15 protein-coding genes are annotated in these 17,707 nt (G+C 61.4%); 10 read left to right on the top strand and 5 right to left on the bottom strand.

All coding sequences use genetic code 11. The features are described from left to right. The first annotated feature begins 179 nt into the window (after positions 1–179). The 4 genes from AOA59_RS22315 (at position 180) to AOA59_RS22300 (ending at position 3,293) form a co-directional block, all read left to right on the top strand. Positions 180–992, top strand: a complete 813-nt coding sequence (locus AOA59_RS22315) for a helix-turn-helix transcriptional regulator (protein ID WP_065931240.1) — start codon at positions 180–182, stop codon at positions 990–992. A gap of 54 nt (positions 993–1,046) precedes the next feature. Then, positions 1,047–2,486, top strand: coding sequence for an AdeC/AdeK/OprM family multidrug efflux complex outer membrane factor (gene adeC / locus AOA59_RS22310; RefSeq protein ID WP_065931234.1), 1,440 nt, complete (start codon positions 1,047–1,049; stop codon positions 2,484–2,486). Next, positions 2,483–2,728 (top strand): hypothetical protein, encoded by a 246-nt coding sequence (locus tag AOA59_RS22305; protein ID WP_065931233.1) that lies wholly within the window; start codon positions 2,483–2,485, stop codon positions 2,726–2,728. The genes adeC and AOA59_RS22305 overlap by 4 nt, the downstream gene beginning before the upstream one ends. A 133-nt stretch (positions 2,729–2,861) precedes the next feature. Then, complete coding sequence (locus AOA59_RS22300; RefSeq protein ID WP_099489091.1) at positions 2,862–3,293, top strand: MarR family winged helix-turn-helix transcriptional regulator; 432 nt, start codon at positions 2,862–2,864, stop codon at positions 3,291–3,293. Here the strand turns inward: AOA59_RS22300 and surE are convergent. The 3 genes from surE to AOA59_RS22285 form a co-directional block, all read right to left on the bottom strand. Beyond that, positions 3,269–4,066: a 5'/3'-nucleotidase SurE gene (surE, locus tag AOA59_RS22295; RefSeq protein ID WP_099489090.1), complete on the bottom strand. Its 798-nt coding sequence runs from the start codon at positions 4,064–4,066 to the stop codon at positions 3,269–3,271. The two genes, AOA59_RS22300 and surE, sit on opposite strands and share 25 nt — an antisense overlap. Positions 4,067–4,165: 99 nt before the next feature. Next, on the bottom strand, positions 4,166–5,341 hold the full coding sequence (locus tag AOA59_RS22290; RefSeq protein WP_065931230.1) for a cell wall metabolism sensor histidine kinase WalK: 1,176 nt from the start codon (positions 5,339–5,341) through the stop codon (positions 4,166–4,168). Positions 5,342–5,346: 5 nt separating this feature from the next. Beyond that, positions 5,347–6,036, bottom strand: coding sequence for a response regulator (locus AOA59_RS22285; RefSeq protein ID WP_065931229.1), 690 nt, complete (start codon positions 6,034–6,036; stop codon positions 5,347–5,349). A 97-nt stretch (positions 6,037–6,133) separates the two neighbouring features. On the opposite strand from AOA59_RS22285, the gene AOA59_RS22280 reads away from it, so the two are divergent. From AOA59_RS22280 to AOA59_RS22255, 6 genes are all read left to right on the top strand, one after another. Further along, positions 6,134–7,615 carry an efflux transporter outer membrane subunit gene (locus AOA59_RS22280; protein WP_099489089.1) on the top strand — a complete coding sequence of 494 codons (1,482 nt, stop codon included), beginning with the start codon at positions 6,134–6,136 and terminating at the stop codon, positions 7,613–7,615. Continuing rightward, the gene (locus AOA59_RS22275) at positions 7,612–8,421 is read left to right on the top strand and encodes a MipA/OmpV family protein (RefSeq protein WP_099489088.1); all 810 of its coding nucleotides are present in this window, start codon (positions 7,612–7,614) and stop codon (positions 8,419–8,421) included. The genes AOA59_RS22280 and AOA59_RS22275 overlap by 4 nt, the downstream gene beginning before the upstream one ends. Before the next feature lie 16 nt (positions 8,422–8,437). Then, positions 8,438–9,556, top strand: coding sequence for an efflux RND transporter periplasmic adaptor subunit (locus AOA59_RS22270; RefSeq protein WP_099489087.1), 1,119 nt, complete (start codon positions 8,438–8,440; stop codon positions 9,554–9,556). Beyond that, positions 9,553–12,621 carry an efflux RND transporter permease subunit gene (locus tag AOA59_RS22265; RefSeq protein WP_065931225.1) on the top strand — a complete coding sequence of 1,023 codons (3,069 nt, stop codon included), beginning with the start codon at positions 9,553–9,555 and terminating at the stop codon, positions 12,619–12,621. The genes AOA59_RS22270 and AOA59_RS22265 overlap by 4 nt, the downstream gene beginning before the upstream one ends. After that, positions 12,618–13,847: an alginate lyase family protein gene (locus tag AOA59_RS22260; RefSeq protein WP_099489086.1), complete on the top strand. Its 1,230-nt coding sequence runs from the start codon at positions 12,618–12,620 to the stop codon at positions 13,845–13,847. The genes AOA59_RS22265 and AOA59_RS22260 overlap by 4 nt, the downstream gene beginning before the upstream one ends. A gap of 304 nt (positions 13,848–14,151) precedes the next feature. Beyond that, positions 14,152–14,871 (top strand): type 1 glutamine amidotransferase, encoded by a 720-nt coding sequence (locus AOA59_RS22255; RefSeq protein WP_099489085.1) that lies wholly within the window; start codon positions 14,152–14,154, stop codon positions 14,869–14,871. 211 nt (positions 14,872–15,082) lie between these two features. On the opposite strand, the gene AOA59_RS22250 is transcribed toward AOA59_RS22255, so the two are convergent. Further along, positions 15,083–17,056: an SDR family NAD(P)-dependent oxidoreductase gene (locus tag AOA59_RS22250; protein ID WP_099489084.1), complete on the bottom strand. Its 1,974-nt coding sequence runs from the start codon at positions 17,054–17,056 to the stop codon at positions 15,083–15,085. Between the two features lie 24 nt (positions 17,057–17,080). Continuing rightward, positions 17,081–17,701 (bottom strand): hypothetical protein, encoded by a 621-nt coding sequence (locus AOA59_RS22245; protein WP_099489083.1) that lies wholly within the window; start codon positions 17,699–17,701, stop codon positions 17,081–17,083. Between the last annotated feature and the right edge of the window lie 6 nt (positions 17,702–17,707).

Genomic DNA, 17,707 nt, shown 5'->3' with positions numbered 1-17,707 from the left:
GGCAAATACGCGGTCGCCACGCCGGCGTGGCCTGAATGTCCCCGCTTTCCATTACAGACCGGCACACAATGAATGGGCCTAATACGGACCCGAGCCAGGCCCTTCAGGAGTGAACGATGGCAGCGCTGATCGCTCACCCCCCAACTTATAAAAACGTGGCTATCAAGGATGATTGCACTATGGATTTAAGCAGCATTCGAAATGCGGAAAGCCCGCACTTCTACTTCATCCTCGGTGAGCTGATTTCCAGCACCGATCAGGATCACTTTGCACTCAACATGCTTAAGCTGATCGACAAGCTTGTGCCGGTCACGGCGTTGACGCTCAGCGAATGGACCTTTGATAAGTCAAATACTCACCTGATCGATATCAAGGCCCTGGGCAGCGCCGGCGACCCTGCCGACATTCCCGCGCCCGACGCTTTGCGCCCCACCGCCAACGACTCGCTGCTCAAGGAGATGCTGGACATGGAAGGCTCGCTGCTGATCCGTCAGAAAACACGCACCAGAGGCGCGGCAAGCAAGGCCTCGCGGAATGCCACGCACCAGTGTGCGCTGGTGTCACGCGACGGCAACCGGCGCTGCGTGGTGAACCTGTATCGATCGCACACGCATAAAGACTATTCCCTGAGCCAATTGTCGCAACTCAAGAATCTCTCCGATGCCCTGCTGCCGCTGATTGAAAGTTATGCCCAGTTCAGTCGTCAGAGCACGCTGCGCAAAATGGGCAGTTGGATGGCGACCCCGATTGCCGATCAGGAACCGACGCACATTCAACGCGAGTTTCAAAAGCGCCTGGCCCTCTGCGACATCACGTTGTCGACCCGCGAACAGGAAGTTTGCCTGGGCTTGCTCAACGGCGGAACGGTGCCGGAAATAGCGCAAAAACTGCACCTCAAAAACAGCTCTATCGAAACCTATCTCAAGCGTGCAACCGCAAAGCTTGGGGTGAGCGGCCGACACGGATTGACCAAATGGATGGTCGGCGCCTAGCACCACTCAAGAAACGGGTTGTAACCCGTGCTCCCCTTCAAATGAGGCTGGCCAATGAACAAGTTTGCTTTCTCCCTGGTGACGGTTGCAGTGACGTTGGGGGGATGCTCGCTCATCCCCGATTACCACCAGCCTGCGGCGCCGGTCGCGTCTGAGTACCCACAAGGCCCAGCCTATGCCGCTGGCGCAGGCGCGGTCGGTCAAGACGCTGCCCGCCAGGATTGGCGCGCGTTGTTTCACGACCCGGCGTTGCAGCAACTGATTCAGACTGCCCTGACGCAGAACCGCGACCTGCGTGTGGCGGCCCTGAACGTCGAGGCGTACCGCGCGCAATACCAGATTCAGCGTGCAGATCTGTTCCCGGCTATTTCTGCGAATGGCAGCGGAAACCGTCAGCGGGTACCGGCGAGCATCACAAAGACAGGCAAGCCGGCGATAACCTCTACCTACTCGGCAACGCTGGGCATCAGTTCGTATGAACTGGATTTCTTCGGGCGCGTGCGCAGCCTCAGTGAACAGGCAATGCAGGAATACCTGGCCACTGAGCAAGCGCAGCGCAGTGCGCAACTGAGCCTGGTGGCCAGCGTCGCCAACGCCTACCTGACCTGGCGTGCCGACCAGGAACTACTGGAACTGACGCGCCAGACCCTGGCCTCCTACGAGGAAAGCCTGCGCCTGACCACGCGCAGCCTGGATCAGGGCGTGGCGTCCTCGCTGGACGCTGCGCAGGCGCAGACCAGCGTCGAGAGTGCCCGTTCCAACATGGCCCGCTATGAACGCCAAGTCGCACAGGACCGCAACAGCTTGACGCTGCTGGTCGGCACCGCGTTGCCCGAGTCCCTGCCGGTCCGGCCGCTGGCCGGCGACCTGATCGCCCAAGTGCCTGCGGGCCTGCCGTCGGATCTACTGCAGCGCCGACCCGATATCCTGCAAGCCGAATATCGGCTCAAAGCCGCCAACGCCAATATCGGCGCCGCCCGCGCGGCGTTTTTCCCCAGTGTCAGCCTGACCGCCAATGCCGGTGCGTCCAGCGCTCAACTGTCCAGCCTGTTCAAGGGCGGCTCGGGCAGTTGGACGTTCCAGCCGCAAATCAACCTGCCGATTTTCAACGCCGGCAGCCTGCGCGCGAGCCTCAACTACGCCAAGCTGCAAAAGGACATCGGCGTCGCCCAGTATGAAAAAGCCATCCAGACGGCGTTCCAGGAAGTGGCCGATGGCCTGGCGGCTCGCCAGACCTATAACGACCAACTGCGCGCGCAGTCTGATCTGGTGCGGGCAAACCAGACATATTACGACCTTGCGCAACGCCGTTATCGTATCGGCGTGGACAGCAACCTGGTATTTCTCGATGCACAACGCTCGTTGTTCTCCTCCAAACAGGCGCTGATCACTGATCGCTTGGCGCAGTTGATAACGGACGTCAATCTGTACACCGCCCTGGGCGGCGCATGGGGAAACCCGACGCAACTGGCCGTTGCCGAGACGCACCCGTGAGCACCTTCGAGCCTGGGCAATATGTGCGCCTGCGCTCGGGGGGCAAGAGAATGCTGGTCAAACCTGCACTGGACACCTCGCAATTGCCAAACACCGAGCTAGTGCTCTGCGAGTACGAAGAGAAAAAACGTAGGGTCCAGGGGTTCTATATCGCCGCGAACCTGACGTTGGTGAATGCTGCGCCGAACGCTCAAAATGCTGAACGCGAAGCGTCGCTGCGGAGCAAGATTGCGCGAGGGTGACCTTAAAATGAGTATGACCCTTGCGCTTCTCATCAAAGCCCTCGACGCGTCTAACCGGGCACGCGAAGGCAACCGCAGCGCACCGCGCCCGATTTGGTTACAATCTCATAGGTTTTTTCCACGGTACCGCAGCATGGATATTTCACTGTTTCGCGGGCGCTTGACGCGCTTGAACAAGCGTCTGCGCCAAGAGGCGCAGAATCATCCCGAGACCTGGTCGCAGATGCTGGTGCTGAGCGCGATAGATCAAATGGACGGCACGGCAACGCCGTCAAAAATTTCCGAGGCAGAAAACATTCGTTCGTCCAATCTTGCGGCGCTGTTGAAGGACTTGGAAGCACGAAACCTGATTACTCGCACGCCAGATACCGAAGATCGCAGGCGCACCTGGATCGGGCTGTCGGAACAAGGCCAGACCGTTTTGCAGGCAAGCCGTCAGCGCCGGGATGAGTGGCTGGCTGAAGCAGCGAACGCATGCCTGACGAGCGCGGAACGCAAGCAATTGGACGCGGCCGGGCTGCTGATGGACAAGCTCAGCCACTATGGCCGCGACGAGGAGCGCTGAAGCGTTTTTTCAGATACCACGCTTGCGATCGCGTGCGTGCGCTCAAACTGCAAAGGCGTTGCTGTAATGTGCCCCGCAAGATTTTCCGCCGTTTCGGTGCCTGGCTCATCAGCCCGCTGATGCCGCTCCAATTGAAGCCAATGGCATTCCAGGCCGCGCGGGTCATCTCCCGAGCGCACGGACACTCCCTCCAAGCGCCCCCTGCCCTGGCGCGTGATCTTAAGCGGCAGTACGGCACCGGGTGCACAGCTGGGAAAATTAACGTTCAGACAAACGTCCTGCGGCCATTCCATCGCCATGAGTTGCTCAATGACGGACGCGCCGTGGGTCAGCGCGTTTCCCCAAGGCACAGCGGTGCGGTCGGTAAACGCCTGGCTCAGCGCGAGGGAGGGAATCCCCGACAGTAACCCGGTCATCGCGGCGCCGACGGTGCCCGAAAACACCGTTTCCGTGCCCAGGTTCGCCCCGCGATTCACACCGGATAAAATCAGGTCCGGCTTGTCATGACTGAGCAGATGCCCGAGCGCTACGGCAATGCAGTCACTGGGTGTGCCGGTGACCGCAAACCGGCGTGTTCCGTGATAGCTCAAGCGCAGGGGGGCGTGCAGGCTCAACGAATGAGAGGTGCCGCTTTGATCAAGCAAGGGCGCGACGACCCAGACCTCATTCGCCAGTTGGCACGCGATACGCTCCAGCACCTTGAGCCCGGGGGCATCGATGCCGTCGTCATTGGTCAGGAGGATTCGCTCGAATCGATGATCACCGTTCGCCATGGCAATACTCCGTCAATGCAGGCGCTCGGATGACCGCCATTAACGGCATAATTACCTATATTTAAATAGTTATCCAGAAATAGCTATAAACCCGAAAAACTACAGCGGAAACTCCGCCCGGATCAGCGTGCCCCCTTCGGCGCGGTTGCTGGCGGTAACGGCCCCGCCATGGGCCTGGCAGATTGCACGAGCGATGGACAAGCCCAGCCCGCTGCCGCCCGAATAACGCGCCCTCGAGCGCTCCGCCCGCCAGAAGCGGTCAAATACGCTGTCCAGGTGCTGTGCCTCGATCCCTGGGCCACGGTCACCGATCTCTATCACTACACGGTCTTCGACGCGACGCGCCAGCACACTCAATTCGCCTCCCCCGGCCGCGTAGCGCAGCAGGTTATCCACCAGGATATTGATCACCTGGCCCAGGCGATCGCGATCGGCATGCAGACGAAACCCGTCGGCAATACTGATCTGGGTGCGCACGCCGGCCTCATCCAGCTGCGGCTGGAACCAGGCCAGGCGCTCGGCGACCAGGGCCGCCAGGGAAAAATCGCTGCGCTCCAGCACCAAACGGCCGGCCCGCGCCATCGACAACAAGTGCAGGTCATCCACCAGTTTGCGCAGTTGATCGAGCTGCCGTTTGACCATGCCCAACTGCGCGGCATCGCTGGGGAACACCTCATCGAGCATGCCCTGCACGCGGCCCATGGCGGCGTTCAATGGCGTGCGCAGTTCATGGGCGATGACCGCGCTGGACTCGCGTACATCACGCTCATAGCGCTGCAGTTGCGTGGTCATGCTGTTGAAGTCACTGATCAGGCGCTGCAGCTCATCGGGTGCGTCGCGGTGAACCGGCAGGCGCGTCAGGAAATCACCGCCGGCGACCCGCCGTGCGCCCTGGGCAATCGCCGAGAACTGGCTGGACAAGGGTCGCGAAAACCACAAGCCACAGACGATGATGATCGGAATAGCCGCCAGCACCAGGCACGCCAGAATCAGCCAGTCTCGGTTGGCCATGTCCGGTTGGAAGAATTCCACCGGATAATATTCGGCAACCAGTTGACGCAGACGTTTTTCGTTTAGCTGCGGTTCGGCGCGCAGCTGCAGCAATTCCTCGCGCGCCGCTGGCGGCAGGTGCTGCAAAAAATACCGGTCCGACAGCCTGAAGTTGATCCACATGCAAATGGCGATCACCACCACCGCGCCAATCGCCAGCAGGCTCATGCGCATGCCGACCCAGCGCCACAAGGGTTTGTCGTTGACCCGTGAGTTCTCAAGCATAGTGTTCACCTGAACCGATAGCCGATGGAGCGCACTGTCACCAGTACCCCGGCGATGCCATGGGTTTCGAGCTTGCGCCGCAGGTTGTGCACATGGGTGTCGACGACGCGAGCCAGGGCTTCGCTTTCCGGCAGGCAGATTTCCAGCAGCTCATCACGGGTGAACGCCTTGGAGGGTGTCTTCAGCAAGGTGACTAACAATTTGAACTCCGTGGGCGTCAGGTCCAGCAGTTGCGAGGGTGCATCGCGATGTTCAATGGCCGCGGTAAAGGCGACGAGGTCCACTCGCAGGTTTTCATGGCGCAACAGCTGTTCCACCGGCTGGCTGCCCATGGTGCGCCGCAACACCGCGTGCACCCGCGCCACCACCTCGCGCGGGCTGTAGGGCTTGACCACATAGTCGTCGGCGCCATAGCGCAAGGCGCCGAGTTTTTCCGGCTCGTCGCCCATGGCCGTGACCATGATCACGGGCGTGTCACTGCTGCGCCTCACCGCAGACAACACCTCAGTGCCACTCAAGCGCGGCAGCATCACGTCCAGCAGGATCAGATCGGGCCGCCAACTTTTGTGCAGGTCCAGACCGCGCTGGCCGTCTTCGGCCAGGGCCACCTCAAAACCGTCCCGCAGCAGATAGGCTTCGAGAATGTTGGCGCTGTCAGCGTCGTCTTCGACGATGAGGATACGTTTTCCTGACACAAAGAAGCCTCTTGATGAAACCTTGATAATTCGCGAACGGTTTATTGAGAGTCCACGGGCAGTATTGCCCTACGCCCGACTTTCGCGAACCGATCCTATGCCGACCACCGCCCCGCTGTCCAAGCCTATCCAGCCGCCCGAACGCCTCGGCGCGGTTTTGCTGCTGGTCGGCATGCTGACCGGCTGTTCGCTGGCGCCGATGTACCAGACGCCCGCGTTGCCGGTGCCGGACAACCTGCAACGCACACGGGTAACGGGCACCCCCTCCTCCACGATCAACAGCGTAGAAGCGCTTAGCGAAGAGGAAAAACAACTGCTGGCCGGCCTGGACCCATCGGCGCAGTTGCAGGTGATGGTTGAACAAGCCTTGGACTACAACCGTGACCTGCGCCTGGCGTTGCTGCGTGTAGAGCAAGCCCGCGCCCGGTACCGCATTTCCCGCGCCGATCGCCTGCCCACCGTGGCCCTGGGGCTGCAACGCAACCGCCAGCACTTACACGACAAGGCTGCCGACGAGCGTTATGGGCAGGACATCGCGGTGGCCTCCGTAGGCATCTCTGACTTCGAGCTGGATTTTTTCGGCCGGGTGCGCAGCCTGTCCGAAGCGGCGCAGCATGACTACCTGGCCACGCGCTACGGCGCCCTCGCCGCGCGCAATGCGCTGATCGTTGAAGTGGCGCGCCTGTATTTGCAGGAGCGCTTGCAGGCAGGCGTGCAGGCGGACACGCAGTCCATGCTCGACAATCAGAACCAGTTGCTGAGCGTTTTCGTCGGCCAGCAAACGCAGGGCCTCATCGCCCAGGACATGGTCGACAGCCAGCGCATGGAAGTTCGGCGTGCCACCCAGCAATGGCAGAACGCAAGCGCCGATCACGCCAGTGCACGACAGGCGTTGGCGTGGGTCAGCGGCTATCAGGCCGCGCCTTCGACCGCTACCGCGACAGACCCCGCAATTGACTTGGAGACTCCGCCCTGGCTGATCGAGCTCTCGTCCCAGCGGCTGTTGCAGCGCTTTGATGTGCGCCAGTGCGAACAAGCGCTGCGCGCCGCGAACGCCAACATCGGCGCCGCGCGTGCGGCGTTCTTCCCCTCGATTACCTTGAGCACCGGCGCGGGCATCGCCAGCCCGCGCTTGAACACCTTGTTTTCATCCGGCAGCGGCGCCTGGCTGTTCACCCCGCAACTGAACCTGCCGCTGTTCGACGGTGGCCGCAACCTGGCCAACCTGGACCTCGCCACCGCGCGCCAACAGTCCGCCGTCGCCCAATACGAAAAGACCGTGCAGGACGCCTTCCGCGAAATCGCCGACCTGTTGACTCAACGTCAGCAAGCGTTGGCCAACGCCACCACGCAGATCGATCTGGCGGCATTGAGCGCATTGAAGACCAAGCGTCTTGACCAACAGATTGCCGCCGGTGCGGCGGCACGGTCGGAGCACCCGGCGGCGGCCATTCGCCTGACTGAATCGGCTATCGAATTACGCAAGGCCACCTACCAGTTGTTGTTCAACCGCCTGGCGCTGTATCGCGCGCTGTCCGGCGCACCGTTATTTTCCTCCGTTGAAAGGGCTTCACCATGAACTTGACCACTCCCCCTACCCGCACCCTGCTGTGGGGCGCCGTCTTGATGGCCTGCACGCTGGCGGCCCCGGCACAGGCGGCCGACGCCAGCCCGGCAGCCGACAAGACCACCGCCACCCTGGGCCTAGGCATGGGTGTCACGCCGCGCTACATGGGTGCCGACCGTTACCGCGCGCTTGTGCTGCCGATGTTCAGCATCCAGCACGGCGTGTTGTTCGCCGACACCACCCGTGGTGTGGGCCTGCAATTTCAATCCGACAGCGGCTTTGGCGCCAGCGCGGCGATCAACTACGACCTGGGCCGTAAGGAAAAGGACAGTACCAGCCGCCCGGGCGACCGCGAACTGAACGGCATGGGCGATGTCAACGGCGCCACCGTCGCCGACTTCACCCTCAGCCAGCAACTGCTTGACTGGCTGTCGGTCAGTGGCGAAGCCGAACTGCGCATGGCCGGCGAACATCGCGGCAACCGCTACCGATTCGGCCTGGAAGGCATTTTATTCCACACAGGCAGCGACACCCTGGCCCTGGACATCGACGCCCATGCCGGTGATGGCCGCTACAACCAGACCTTCTTTGGCGTCACCCAGGCGCAGAGCCAACGTTCACTCTACGGGCGCTACGACGCCGATGCCGGGATTTACGCCTACTCCGCCGCCTTGAACTGGCAGCACAGCCTGGACGCGCATTGGTCGACGCTGGCCAGCCTGACGCTGACCCAGTACGCCGACCAGGCGCGTAACAGCCCGCTGGTCCGACGTGAAAGCGCCGGCCTGGGCATGTTCGCCATCAACTACACCTTCTGATAACGAGGCGCCAGGCATGCAGGGTTTTGCTCAGTTGTTCCGTCCTTGGGGCCGTCCCCTGTTGCTTGGCGTTGCCTGCCTGATGGTGGCGGCCTGTTCGCGCGAGGAACCGATGCCGGAGCCGGCCGTAAGGTCGGTGAAAGTCACCAGCGTGCATGCGGCAGAGGCCGACGTTGCGCCGTTGACCGGTGTGGTGCGCCAACGCCAACGCGCGGCCCTGGCCTTCGAAGGCGCGGGCCGCCTGGTGGCGCTGAACGTCGACGTCGGCGATAGCGTAAAACAAGGCCAGGTGCTGGCAAGCCTGGACACGGCAGCCGTGCGGTTACGTCTGAAACAAGCGCAAGCGGCCTTGTTCGCCAGCGTGGCGCAAACCGGCGAGCGCAAACGCAACAAGGTCCGCCAGCAACAGCTATTCGCCCAGGGCAGCGTCGCGGCCAGCGCCGTGGAGCAAGCCGACGCTGCGTGGCAGGCCGCCGTTGCACAGCAGACCGCCGATGAAGCGGCGCTGGACCTGGTACGACGCGATCAACGCCAGGGCCAACTCGTCGCGCCGTTTGATGGCCGCGTCGTGGCCAGACCCGCGCAGTTGTACAGCGAGTTGTCGCCCGGCCAGGTGGTGATGGAACTGGAGGCCGGCGGCGCGTTACAAGTCATCGTGCAAATCCCGGTGGAACAGGCCGCCGGCCTCAAGCCTGGCGACCACGCGGTCGCCAACGACCCGGCAGCACCCGGCTCAAGCCTGCCGCTGATACTCGAAGGCATATCGACGCGTGCACAGAACGGCCTGTTGCAAAGCGCGCGTTTCCGCCTGAACGCCCGCGACCTCGCGCTCCCCAGCGGCGTGAACCTCAACGTACGGTTGGCGGCCCCCGCCGCGCTCACGCTGTCGATTCCGACCCAGGCGCTGCGCATGGGTGGCGACGCCAGCCAGGTGCAGGTGTTTGTCTATGACCCGGCCCAGGGCAAGGTCGCCCTGCGTGAGATCAGGATCGGCCTGATCGACCAGGGCCGTGTCGCCATCGACAACGGCCTCAAGGACAGCGAGCAAGTGGTCGTCACCGGCGTGGCGTTCCTCACCGACGGCCAGCCCGTCAACCTGCTCTCGCCCTCCAGCCGTTTGAGCACACCCGAATGATCAACCTGACCCGTCACGCCCTGGGCGCGAGCCGCCTGACCTTATTCACTGCCTTGTTGATCCTGCTCGCAGGCGTGGCCACATTCCTGAGTTTCCCGACTCAGGAAGAACCCTCGGTAACGATCCGCGATGCGCTGGTGAGTATCCAGTTCCCCGGTCTGCCCAGCGAACGCGCCGAGGAGTTGCTGGCCCGCCCCACCGAAGAAAAACTGCGCGAGCTGTCGCAGATCAAAAACATCGTGACCACCGTCCACCCTGGCAGCGTGATCATCCAGGTGACGGCCCGCGATGAAATCAAGGACCTGGGCGTGCTGTGGCAGCAAGTACGCAATAAAGTCGCCGAGGCCGGCGCCAGCTTTCCAGCGGGCACCCAGGGGCCGTTCGTCGACGATAATTTCGGGCGTGTCGCCGTCGCGTCCATCGCGATTACCGCGCCCGGCTACAGCATGAGCGAGATGCGCGGACCGCTCAAACGCCTGCGCGACCAGTTGGGCGGGTTACCGGGCATCGGCCAGGTGACGCTGCACGGCGTGCAGGACCAGCAGGTGTCAATCGACTTCAACCCGCAGCGCCTGGCGGGGCTGGGCTTGTCCCCGCAGCAGTTGTTCCAGCAATTGCAGCAACAGAACGTGCTGGCGCCCGGCGGTATCGCCGACATTGGCGGGCAGATCACCACCCTGACCGTGACCGGCGAAGTGCTCAACGTGGAGCAACTGCGCCAGTTGCCGATCCAACTGCCCGGCGCCGACGGCACCGCGCAATCGGTAGCACTCGGCGCCATCGCGCAGATCTCGGTCATGGCTACCGACCCGCCCCAGACCGCTGCGGTGTATCAAGGCCAGGACGCCGTGGTGCTGGCAGTGTCCATGGCGCCAGGACAGAACGTTCATCAATTCGGCGTAGCCTTGCGCGAGCGCTTGGCCCAGCTGGAGCAGCAACTGCCGTTGGGTTTCAGCACCCATAGGGTGACGTTCCAGGCGGATGTGGTCGATCAGCAAATGGCCAAGATGAAGCATGTGATGATCGAAACCGTGGTCATCGTCATGGCCGTGGTCATGCTGTTCCTGGGCTGGCGCACCGGGTTGGTGGTGGGCGCGATTGTGCCGCTGACCATCCTCGGTACGTTGATCGCCATGCGCATGCTCGGGGTCGAGCTGCAAACCGTGTCGATCGCCGCAATCATCCTCGCGCTCGGCTTGCTGGTGGACAACGGCATTGTGATCGCCGAGGACATCGAACGCCGGCTGCACGCCGGTGAGGATCGGCGCCAGGCCTGTGAGGACGCCGGGCGCACCCTGGCGATTCCATTGCTGACCTCGTCGCTGGTGATTGTGCTGGCGTTCTCGCCGTTCTTCCTCGGCCAGACCAGCACCAATGAATACCTGCGTTCATTGGCCGTCGTATTGGCCCTGACCCTGCTCGGCTCGTGGCTGTTGAGCATCACCGTCACGCCGCTGCTGTGCCTGTATTTTGCCAAGCCCCCACGCCATAAGGCCGCAGAGGACAGCTACGACAGCGGTTTTTACCGAGGTTATCGGGCGGTCATTCGCCGGGTGTTGCAACACAAGGTGCTGTTTCTGATTGCCATGTTGGTGTTACTGGGCGCCGCGATCTTCGAACTGATGCGCGTGCCCTATGACTTTCTGCCTCAGTCGGACCGCTTGCAGTTCCAGGTGCCCATCACCCTGGAGCCCGGCAGCGGTTCGCGCAAGACCTTGCAGAGCGTGCGCGAGATCAGCCTGTGGCTGAGCAAGGAACCCCAGGTGGCCGACAGCATCGGCTACGTCGGCGATGGCGGGCCGCGTATCGTGCTGGGCCTCAACCCGCCTTTGCCGGCACCGGAAACCGCGTACTTTACCGTCAGCGTCAAAAGCGGTACGGATATCGATGCGGTGATTGCTAACACGCGCCGCTATCTGCTCGAGCAACACCCGGAACTGCGCGCCGAGCCCAAGCGTTTTTCCCTGGGCACCACCGAGGCCGGTGTCGCGATCTATCGCGTGCTGGGCCCGGACGAACAGGTACTGCGCAACCTCGCCGGCCAGATCGAAAAAGCCCTGCGTAACGTGCCAGGCACACTGGATGTGCGCAATGACTGGAGCACCCGCCTGACGCGCTATACCGTCGAGGTCGACCAGCACAGCGCGCGCCGCGCCGGGGTCGACACCCAAGCCATTGCCCAGGCGTTGCAACTGCATTTCGGCGGCCAGCAGGTGTCGTCGTTGCAGGACAACCAGACCCGCGTCCCGCTGGTGGTGCGCGAGCCGTCGACCACAACCGATGCCTCCCCCGATCTGCGCGGCATCCTGGTCTATCCGGCCGACGGTTCACCGCCCGTGCCGTTGGCGGCCGTTGCCCGCATCGTCGCGTCGAGCGAACCTTCGACGCTGATGCGGCGCAATCAGGAACGCGCCATTACCGTGGTCGGACATAACCCTTCTTTGACGGCGACTTCCATCGTCGAGCAGTTGGCACCACAGGTGGCGGCATTGCCCCTGCCGCCGGGCTACCGCATTGAACTGGGCGGCGAGATCGAAGACTCGGCGGATGCCAACCAGGCGTTGCTGCAATACCTGCCCCACGCGCTGATCGCCATGCTATTGCTGTTCGTCTGGCAGTTCAATTCGTTTCGCAAGCTGCTGATTGTGGTCTCGGCGATCCCCTTCGTCCTGATTGGCGTGGCTGTTGCGCTGCTGATCACCGGCTACCCGTTCGGCTTCATGGCCACCTTCGGGCTGTTGTCCCTGGCGGGTATCATCGTGAACAACGCCGTGTTGCTGCTCGAGCGTATCGAGGCCGAACTCCACGAGGGCCTGCCGGTGTACGAAGCGGTGGTGAATGCCGCCGTGAAACGCCTGCGCCCCATCATCATGACCAAACTGACCTGCATTATCGGGCTGGTGCCGCTGATGCTGTTTGCCGGGCCACTGTGGGAAGGCATGGCGATCACGCTGATGGGCGGCCTGGCACTGGGCACGTTGGTCACTCTGGGGTTGATCCCCGTGCTGTACGTATTGCTGTTCACACCGCGTAAACATTCACACATCAAGGCGAACACACCATGATTTTTTCGTTGAAGGCAAAGCGCACTATCCAGCGCATAAGCCTCGGAGCCGTGCTGCTTGGCGCGCTGTCGATGAGTATCGGCGCTCAAGCCTCCGCGTTCGTCCACCCAGGCCTGTTGCAGACCGAACAGGACTTCATACGCATCCGCGAAAAACTGGCCAACCATAACCAACCGTGGCTGGCCGGTTGGCAGAAGCTGACCGCCAACCGGCACACATCACTGGCCTGGAACCCGAGCCCCGTCGCGGTGGTGTATCGGGGCGCGGATGGTCAGCATCCGGAAAACTATGCCAGGTTATTCAACGACGCCGCCGCCGCGTACGCATTGGCCCTGCGCTGGCAGCTTTCGGGCGACCCCGCGTATGCCGACAAAGCCGTGGCGTTGTTGAACCAGTGGTCCACCACCCTCACGGCCATTGAGGGCACCTCGGACCGATTCCTGGCATCTGGCCTGTACGGTTACCAACTCGCCAATGCCGCAGAATTATTGCGCGGTTATTCGAAGTGGAAGGCTGCGGACTTTCGTCAGTTCCAGCACATGATGCTCACGGTCTTCTACCCGATGAACCATGACTTCCTGGTGCATCACAATAACGCGTTGGTCGACCACTATTGGGCGAACTGGGACCTGGCCAACATGAACGCGATGCTGGCAATTGGCGTGCTGACCGACCGCCGCGATATCTATGATGAAGCGGTCAACTACTTCAAACATGGCGCCGGCAACGGTTCCATTGAACACGTGGTGTGGAAGCTCTACGGCAATGGTCTCGGCCAGGTCCAGGAAAGCGGGCGTGACCAGGCGCACACCCTGCTCGATATTGCCTTGCTCGGCAGTTTCTGCCAAATGGCCTGGAGCCAGGGCGATGATCTGTTCGGTTATCAGAACAACCGCGTACTGCAAGGCGCCGAGTATGTGGCCAAATACAACCTGGGCCAGGACGTGCCGTTTACACCCTTTATCAACAGCAGTTTCCAGCAAAGCGTTATTTCGGCAGAGCATCGTGGCGAAATCCGTCCGATCTGGGAACTGCTCTACAACCACTACGTGGTGTTTAAAGGCCTGACGGCGCCGAACGTGAAAGCCTTCGCGCATAAAGTTCAGGTGGAAGGCGGTGGTGGGGATTACGGTCCAAACAGTGGTGGATATGACCAACTGGGTTATGGAACATTGCTCTACTCGTTGGGCGAATACGGTCTGTCACCCAGTGAACTGGTGCCCTGAAAATCCATCAACGCGCCGTTACGGCAACCACGACTGCGGCTCAATACGGCACTGCCAGCCTGAGTTGATGTTTTCCAGTGGGACAAGACATGACTCTCCCAGGTGGTCCTTGAAGGCAGCGTGGCCGAATGAGCGCGGCCCGTTGCTCCAGGGTTATTTCCAGCTTCTTGCGCACAATTCTCAGTTGTACCGCCATCGACCTTGAAAGTCATGACACTTGACTTGCATATGACACCAAGTGTCATTAAGATCACCCTGTGTTCTGAAGTCACCTTGAACCTATCTGGAACCTGAGGGTAAACCGTTGAAAGTCCATTTTGTGATGCACGAGTCCTTCGAAGCACCGGGTGCGTTCGAGGACTGGGTAAACGCCCGGGGTTATCAAGCAACCTATTCACGCGTATACGAATATGCCGTCCTCCCGGACGACGCCGCCTCATTCGACCTATTGGTTGTGCTAGGCGGGCCCCAGGACCCTGGCACATCGCTTGAGCAATGCGCCCATTTCAACGCATTGGCCGAGCGCGAACTCATCAACAAAGCCATCACAAGCGGTCGGGCGGTCGTCGGTGTTTGCCTGGGTTCGCAACTGATCGGCGAAGCGCTGAATGCGCCTTTCGCACACAGCCCCGAGAAAGAAATCGGCAAATTCCCTATTCACCTGACCGAGGAAGGCTTGGCGAATCCAAAGTTTTCCCATTTCGGCAAGACGCTGGATGTCGGTCATTGGCACAACGACATGCCTGGCCTCACCGGGAATGCCAGGATCATTGCGTACAGTGAAGGCTGCCCGCGTCAGATCGTTGAGTACAGCAACTTGGTATATGGCTTTCAGTGCCATATGGAACTCACCCAAGACGTCGTGGACTTGTTGATCCAAGCCTCTGAAACGGAACTGGCGACATTGACTGACCGCAGGTTTGTCCAACAGCCAGCAGCATTGCGGCAGAACAACTACGACGAGATGAACCAGAAGCTGTTCATATTTTTGGACAAGCTCGTTGCGGATTACCTGGCCCAATAGGGCTTAAATAAAACGAGTAAAACTCTCCACGGTTTTTACAGGGTGTCGTGCGCATCGTCTTGGCCCATTGTCGGTGTGGGTAACGGCAATCAAATTGCCCGATTCAAGGTGCTGCACCTGTAAAACCCTCGGCAAGGCGATGTGCTACAGGCTTGAGCATCCTATAGCCAACTGCTTGCCGAGCGAGCGGCGCCAGCGCTGGCGCTGAGGATCAAACGGTTTTATTCAGCGACACGGCCGGCTCATAACGCCTGTCAACCGCCTGCGCGCCTGGCAATTCCTTACGCAACACCCACAACGTGACCGACTTGGGCAGCACCCTGGCCAGGCGGATCACCCACCTCATCGGCCAGGGAAACAAATAATCCCATCGGCGGCTGCGCATGGCGTACAGCATATGGTCGACCGCCACGGCCTCGGATATTTCCAGCGGTGCGGGCATACCATCGTTGGCGGTTTGCGCGGTGGCGACAAACCCTGGGTAGAGCGATAGAAAACGAATGCCACGGCCACCGAACTCGATGCGGCACGTATCGATCAACAAGCGCAGTGCGCCCTTGGCGGCGCTGTACGGACCCTGCAACGTCACACCGAGAAAACCCGCGAGTGAATTGGTGTGCACCACAAAACCATGCCCCTGGCGGCTCATCTGCTCCAGGGCCGGGAACAGGTAGTTGACCACCACATCGTAGTTCGAGCGCATATACGCCGTGACATCTGCGGCTTTCATCTCGCGCATATCCAGCGCGGGCGCTCCGCCGGCATTGAGCACGACCACGTCGAGGCGACCATACAGCTTGACGATTTCATCCACCAGGCCGGCCGCCGCCTGCTCATCCAGGGCATCCACCGCCGAGACAAGGCATTTGCCGCCCTGGAGTGTGATTTCCTGTTGCAGGTCATTGAGCAGCTCCTTTCGCCGCGCCGTGGCCACCACCCAGGCCCCCTCCTGCGCCAGACGCACCGCCAGGCCCCGGCCCATGCCGGAGGACGCGCCTACCACCAGCACCACTTTGCGCGCAAAGCTTGCGGGCTTGCTCGCGGGGCATCGGCGCAGCAAACCGACCAGAGTCAGTGCAATCAGCGAGAATGTGGCACTGACCAGCAACACGTACTCGGCGTTCTCTCCCACTACCCACTGCGAGGACATCAAAGGGCCGAAGGCGCAGCCCAGCAGTTGCATGCCTGGAACCAGCGCCGCTATCCGCCCCGAGCGATCAAGTTGCAACGCGATACGCACCTGGAACGGCGTCAACATCAGCCAGATCAAGCCAAACGCGCCGCACAACACCAGGAATACCTTGACGCCCAGATCAGCCGAAAAATACATCCCCAGCGCGATGCCACCCAACAGCGAAGCGGCGACTGCCAGCATTGAATAGTCCGAGACTCGACGCACCAGGATAATCCCCAGGCACCCGCCCAACACCTGCATCAGTAACGTGCCAGAAACGAGCAATTGTGCGCTTTGCGCATCCATTCCCACGTATTTGCTCAATGGCTCCAGGTAAGCCCAGAGCCCACCTATGGCGCTGAGCTGCATAAAGGCCAGCCCCAGCAGCAGCACGTGGTTAAGGCCCCAACCGAACTTGGTACTTTCCGCGTGCTCTGCCTGCTGATTCGTCAGTCGACTGGGTTGCCAGCGGACTAAGAGCAACGAAGCGGCCGTCAGCACTCCCAGAAACACAAAACCGTAAGACGATGTGCTCTGAATCGGCAGTACCCAATATGCCAACACGGCGGCTACCGCCGCCTGACCCAGTGTCTGCACCACCATGAACACACCCGCCACACGATCAGGCGCGGGCCCCTGGACGATCAGGTTGACGGTGCCCCATAACAGCAGGCCTTCGGCCAATCCGGCCAGGGCCCGGGTCAGTGCCAGGGCGCCATCGCCAGTGGTATTGGCCGTGATCAGGTCCATCCCCGATGCTGCCAGGATGGCGACGACCGTGATCACTCGCAGACTGAACACCGACCGCAGCAAATCGCCCAGTACTACGCCCAACCCCAACGACAGAATTTCACCCATGGCGACCAAGCCGACACCCTCAAGTGAGAGGCGGTTTTGCGCCAGCAACTCTCCCAGCAACAAGGGTTGCAGCCCCACCATCAGCACGGCGATAGAGCCCAACGCCAAGGCGACACTCAGTTGTTTACGGGAAACAGCGGACGGCATGTGCATGGCGTTACACCTCTTGAAGGGTTTTCAGTAACCACGGTTTTCGGGCGGAATCTCGCCTCGGGCAAAACATTGCGTCGCGCGTTTTTCATCTTTCATCAGTCGGCCGTTGGCGACGAGCACCACCCACCAGGGCAACAGCGTCATCTTGGCGCCAGACGCTTTGGCGAGGGTGAAGGCCTTGGCGCACTTTTCAAACAGCTGCGCATTCATCGCCATCCGGGTACCGGTGGTGCCCAGGGTCGCGGGCACGCCCTTGATCAACACGGCATTGCCACCCCGCTGCAAGGCGCCGGGAATGTCGTTGACTGACGCCGCCGGCGCCCCCATATGGCCAATATGCCGTGCCTGCTCATCAAATAGAATGGGCATGACCCCGCCAAAGTCTGCCAGGCGCTGGGCGAAGTCCCCTCCGCCCAGCAAAATGGCGCCGACGTCACTCCGGGCACGGTAGATCGCCTGGTGGGTCTGGCTGTCACCCAGCACATGCACCGGCCAATCGACGTGAGTGGGGGCCAAGTCATCCAACTGGCCCCACCATATGCTTTGCTCGCCCGGTATGCGCAAGGAAAAACTGCTCCCCTCCTGCACCAGACCCACCAGCCGTTGCCGGATTTCCAGCCATTGTTGCCGAAGTACATCCTGCATCACGCT

Origin of the sequence: Pseudomonas sp. 2822-15 (assembly GCF_002742515.1) — a bacterium.
GTDB lineage: Bacteria > Pseudomonadota > Gammaproteobacteria > Pseudomonadales > Pseudomonadaceae > Aquipseudomonas > Aquipseudomonas salomonii.
Note: the sequence above shows the minus strand (reverse complement) of the source record. Positions and strands in the feature narration are given on the sequence as shown.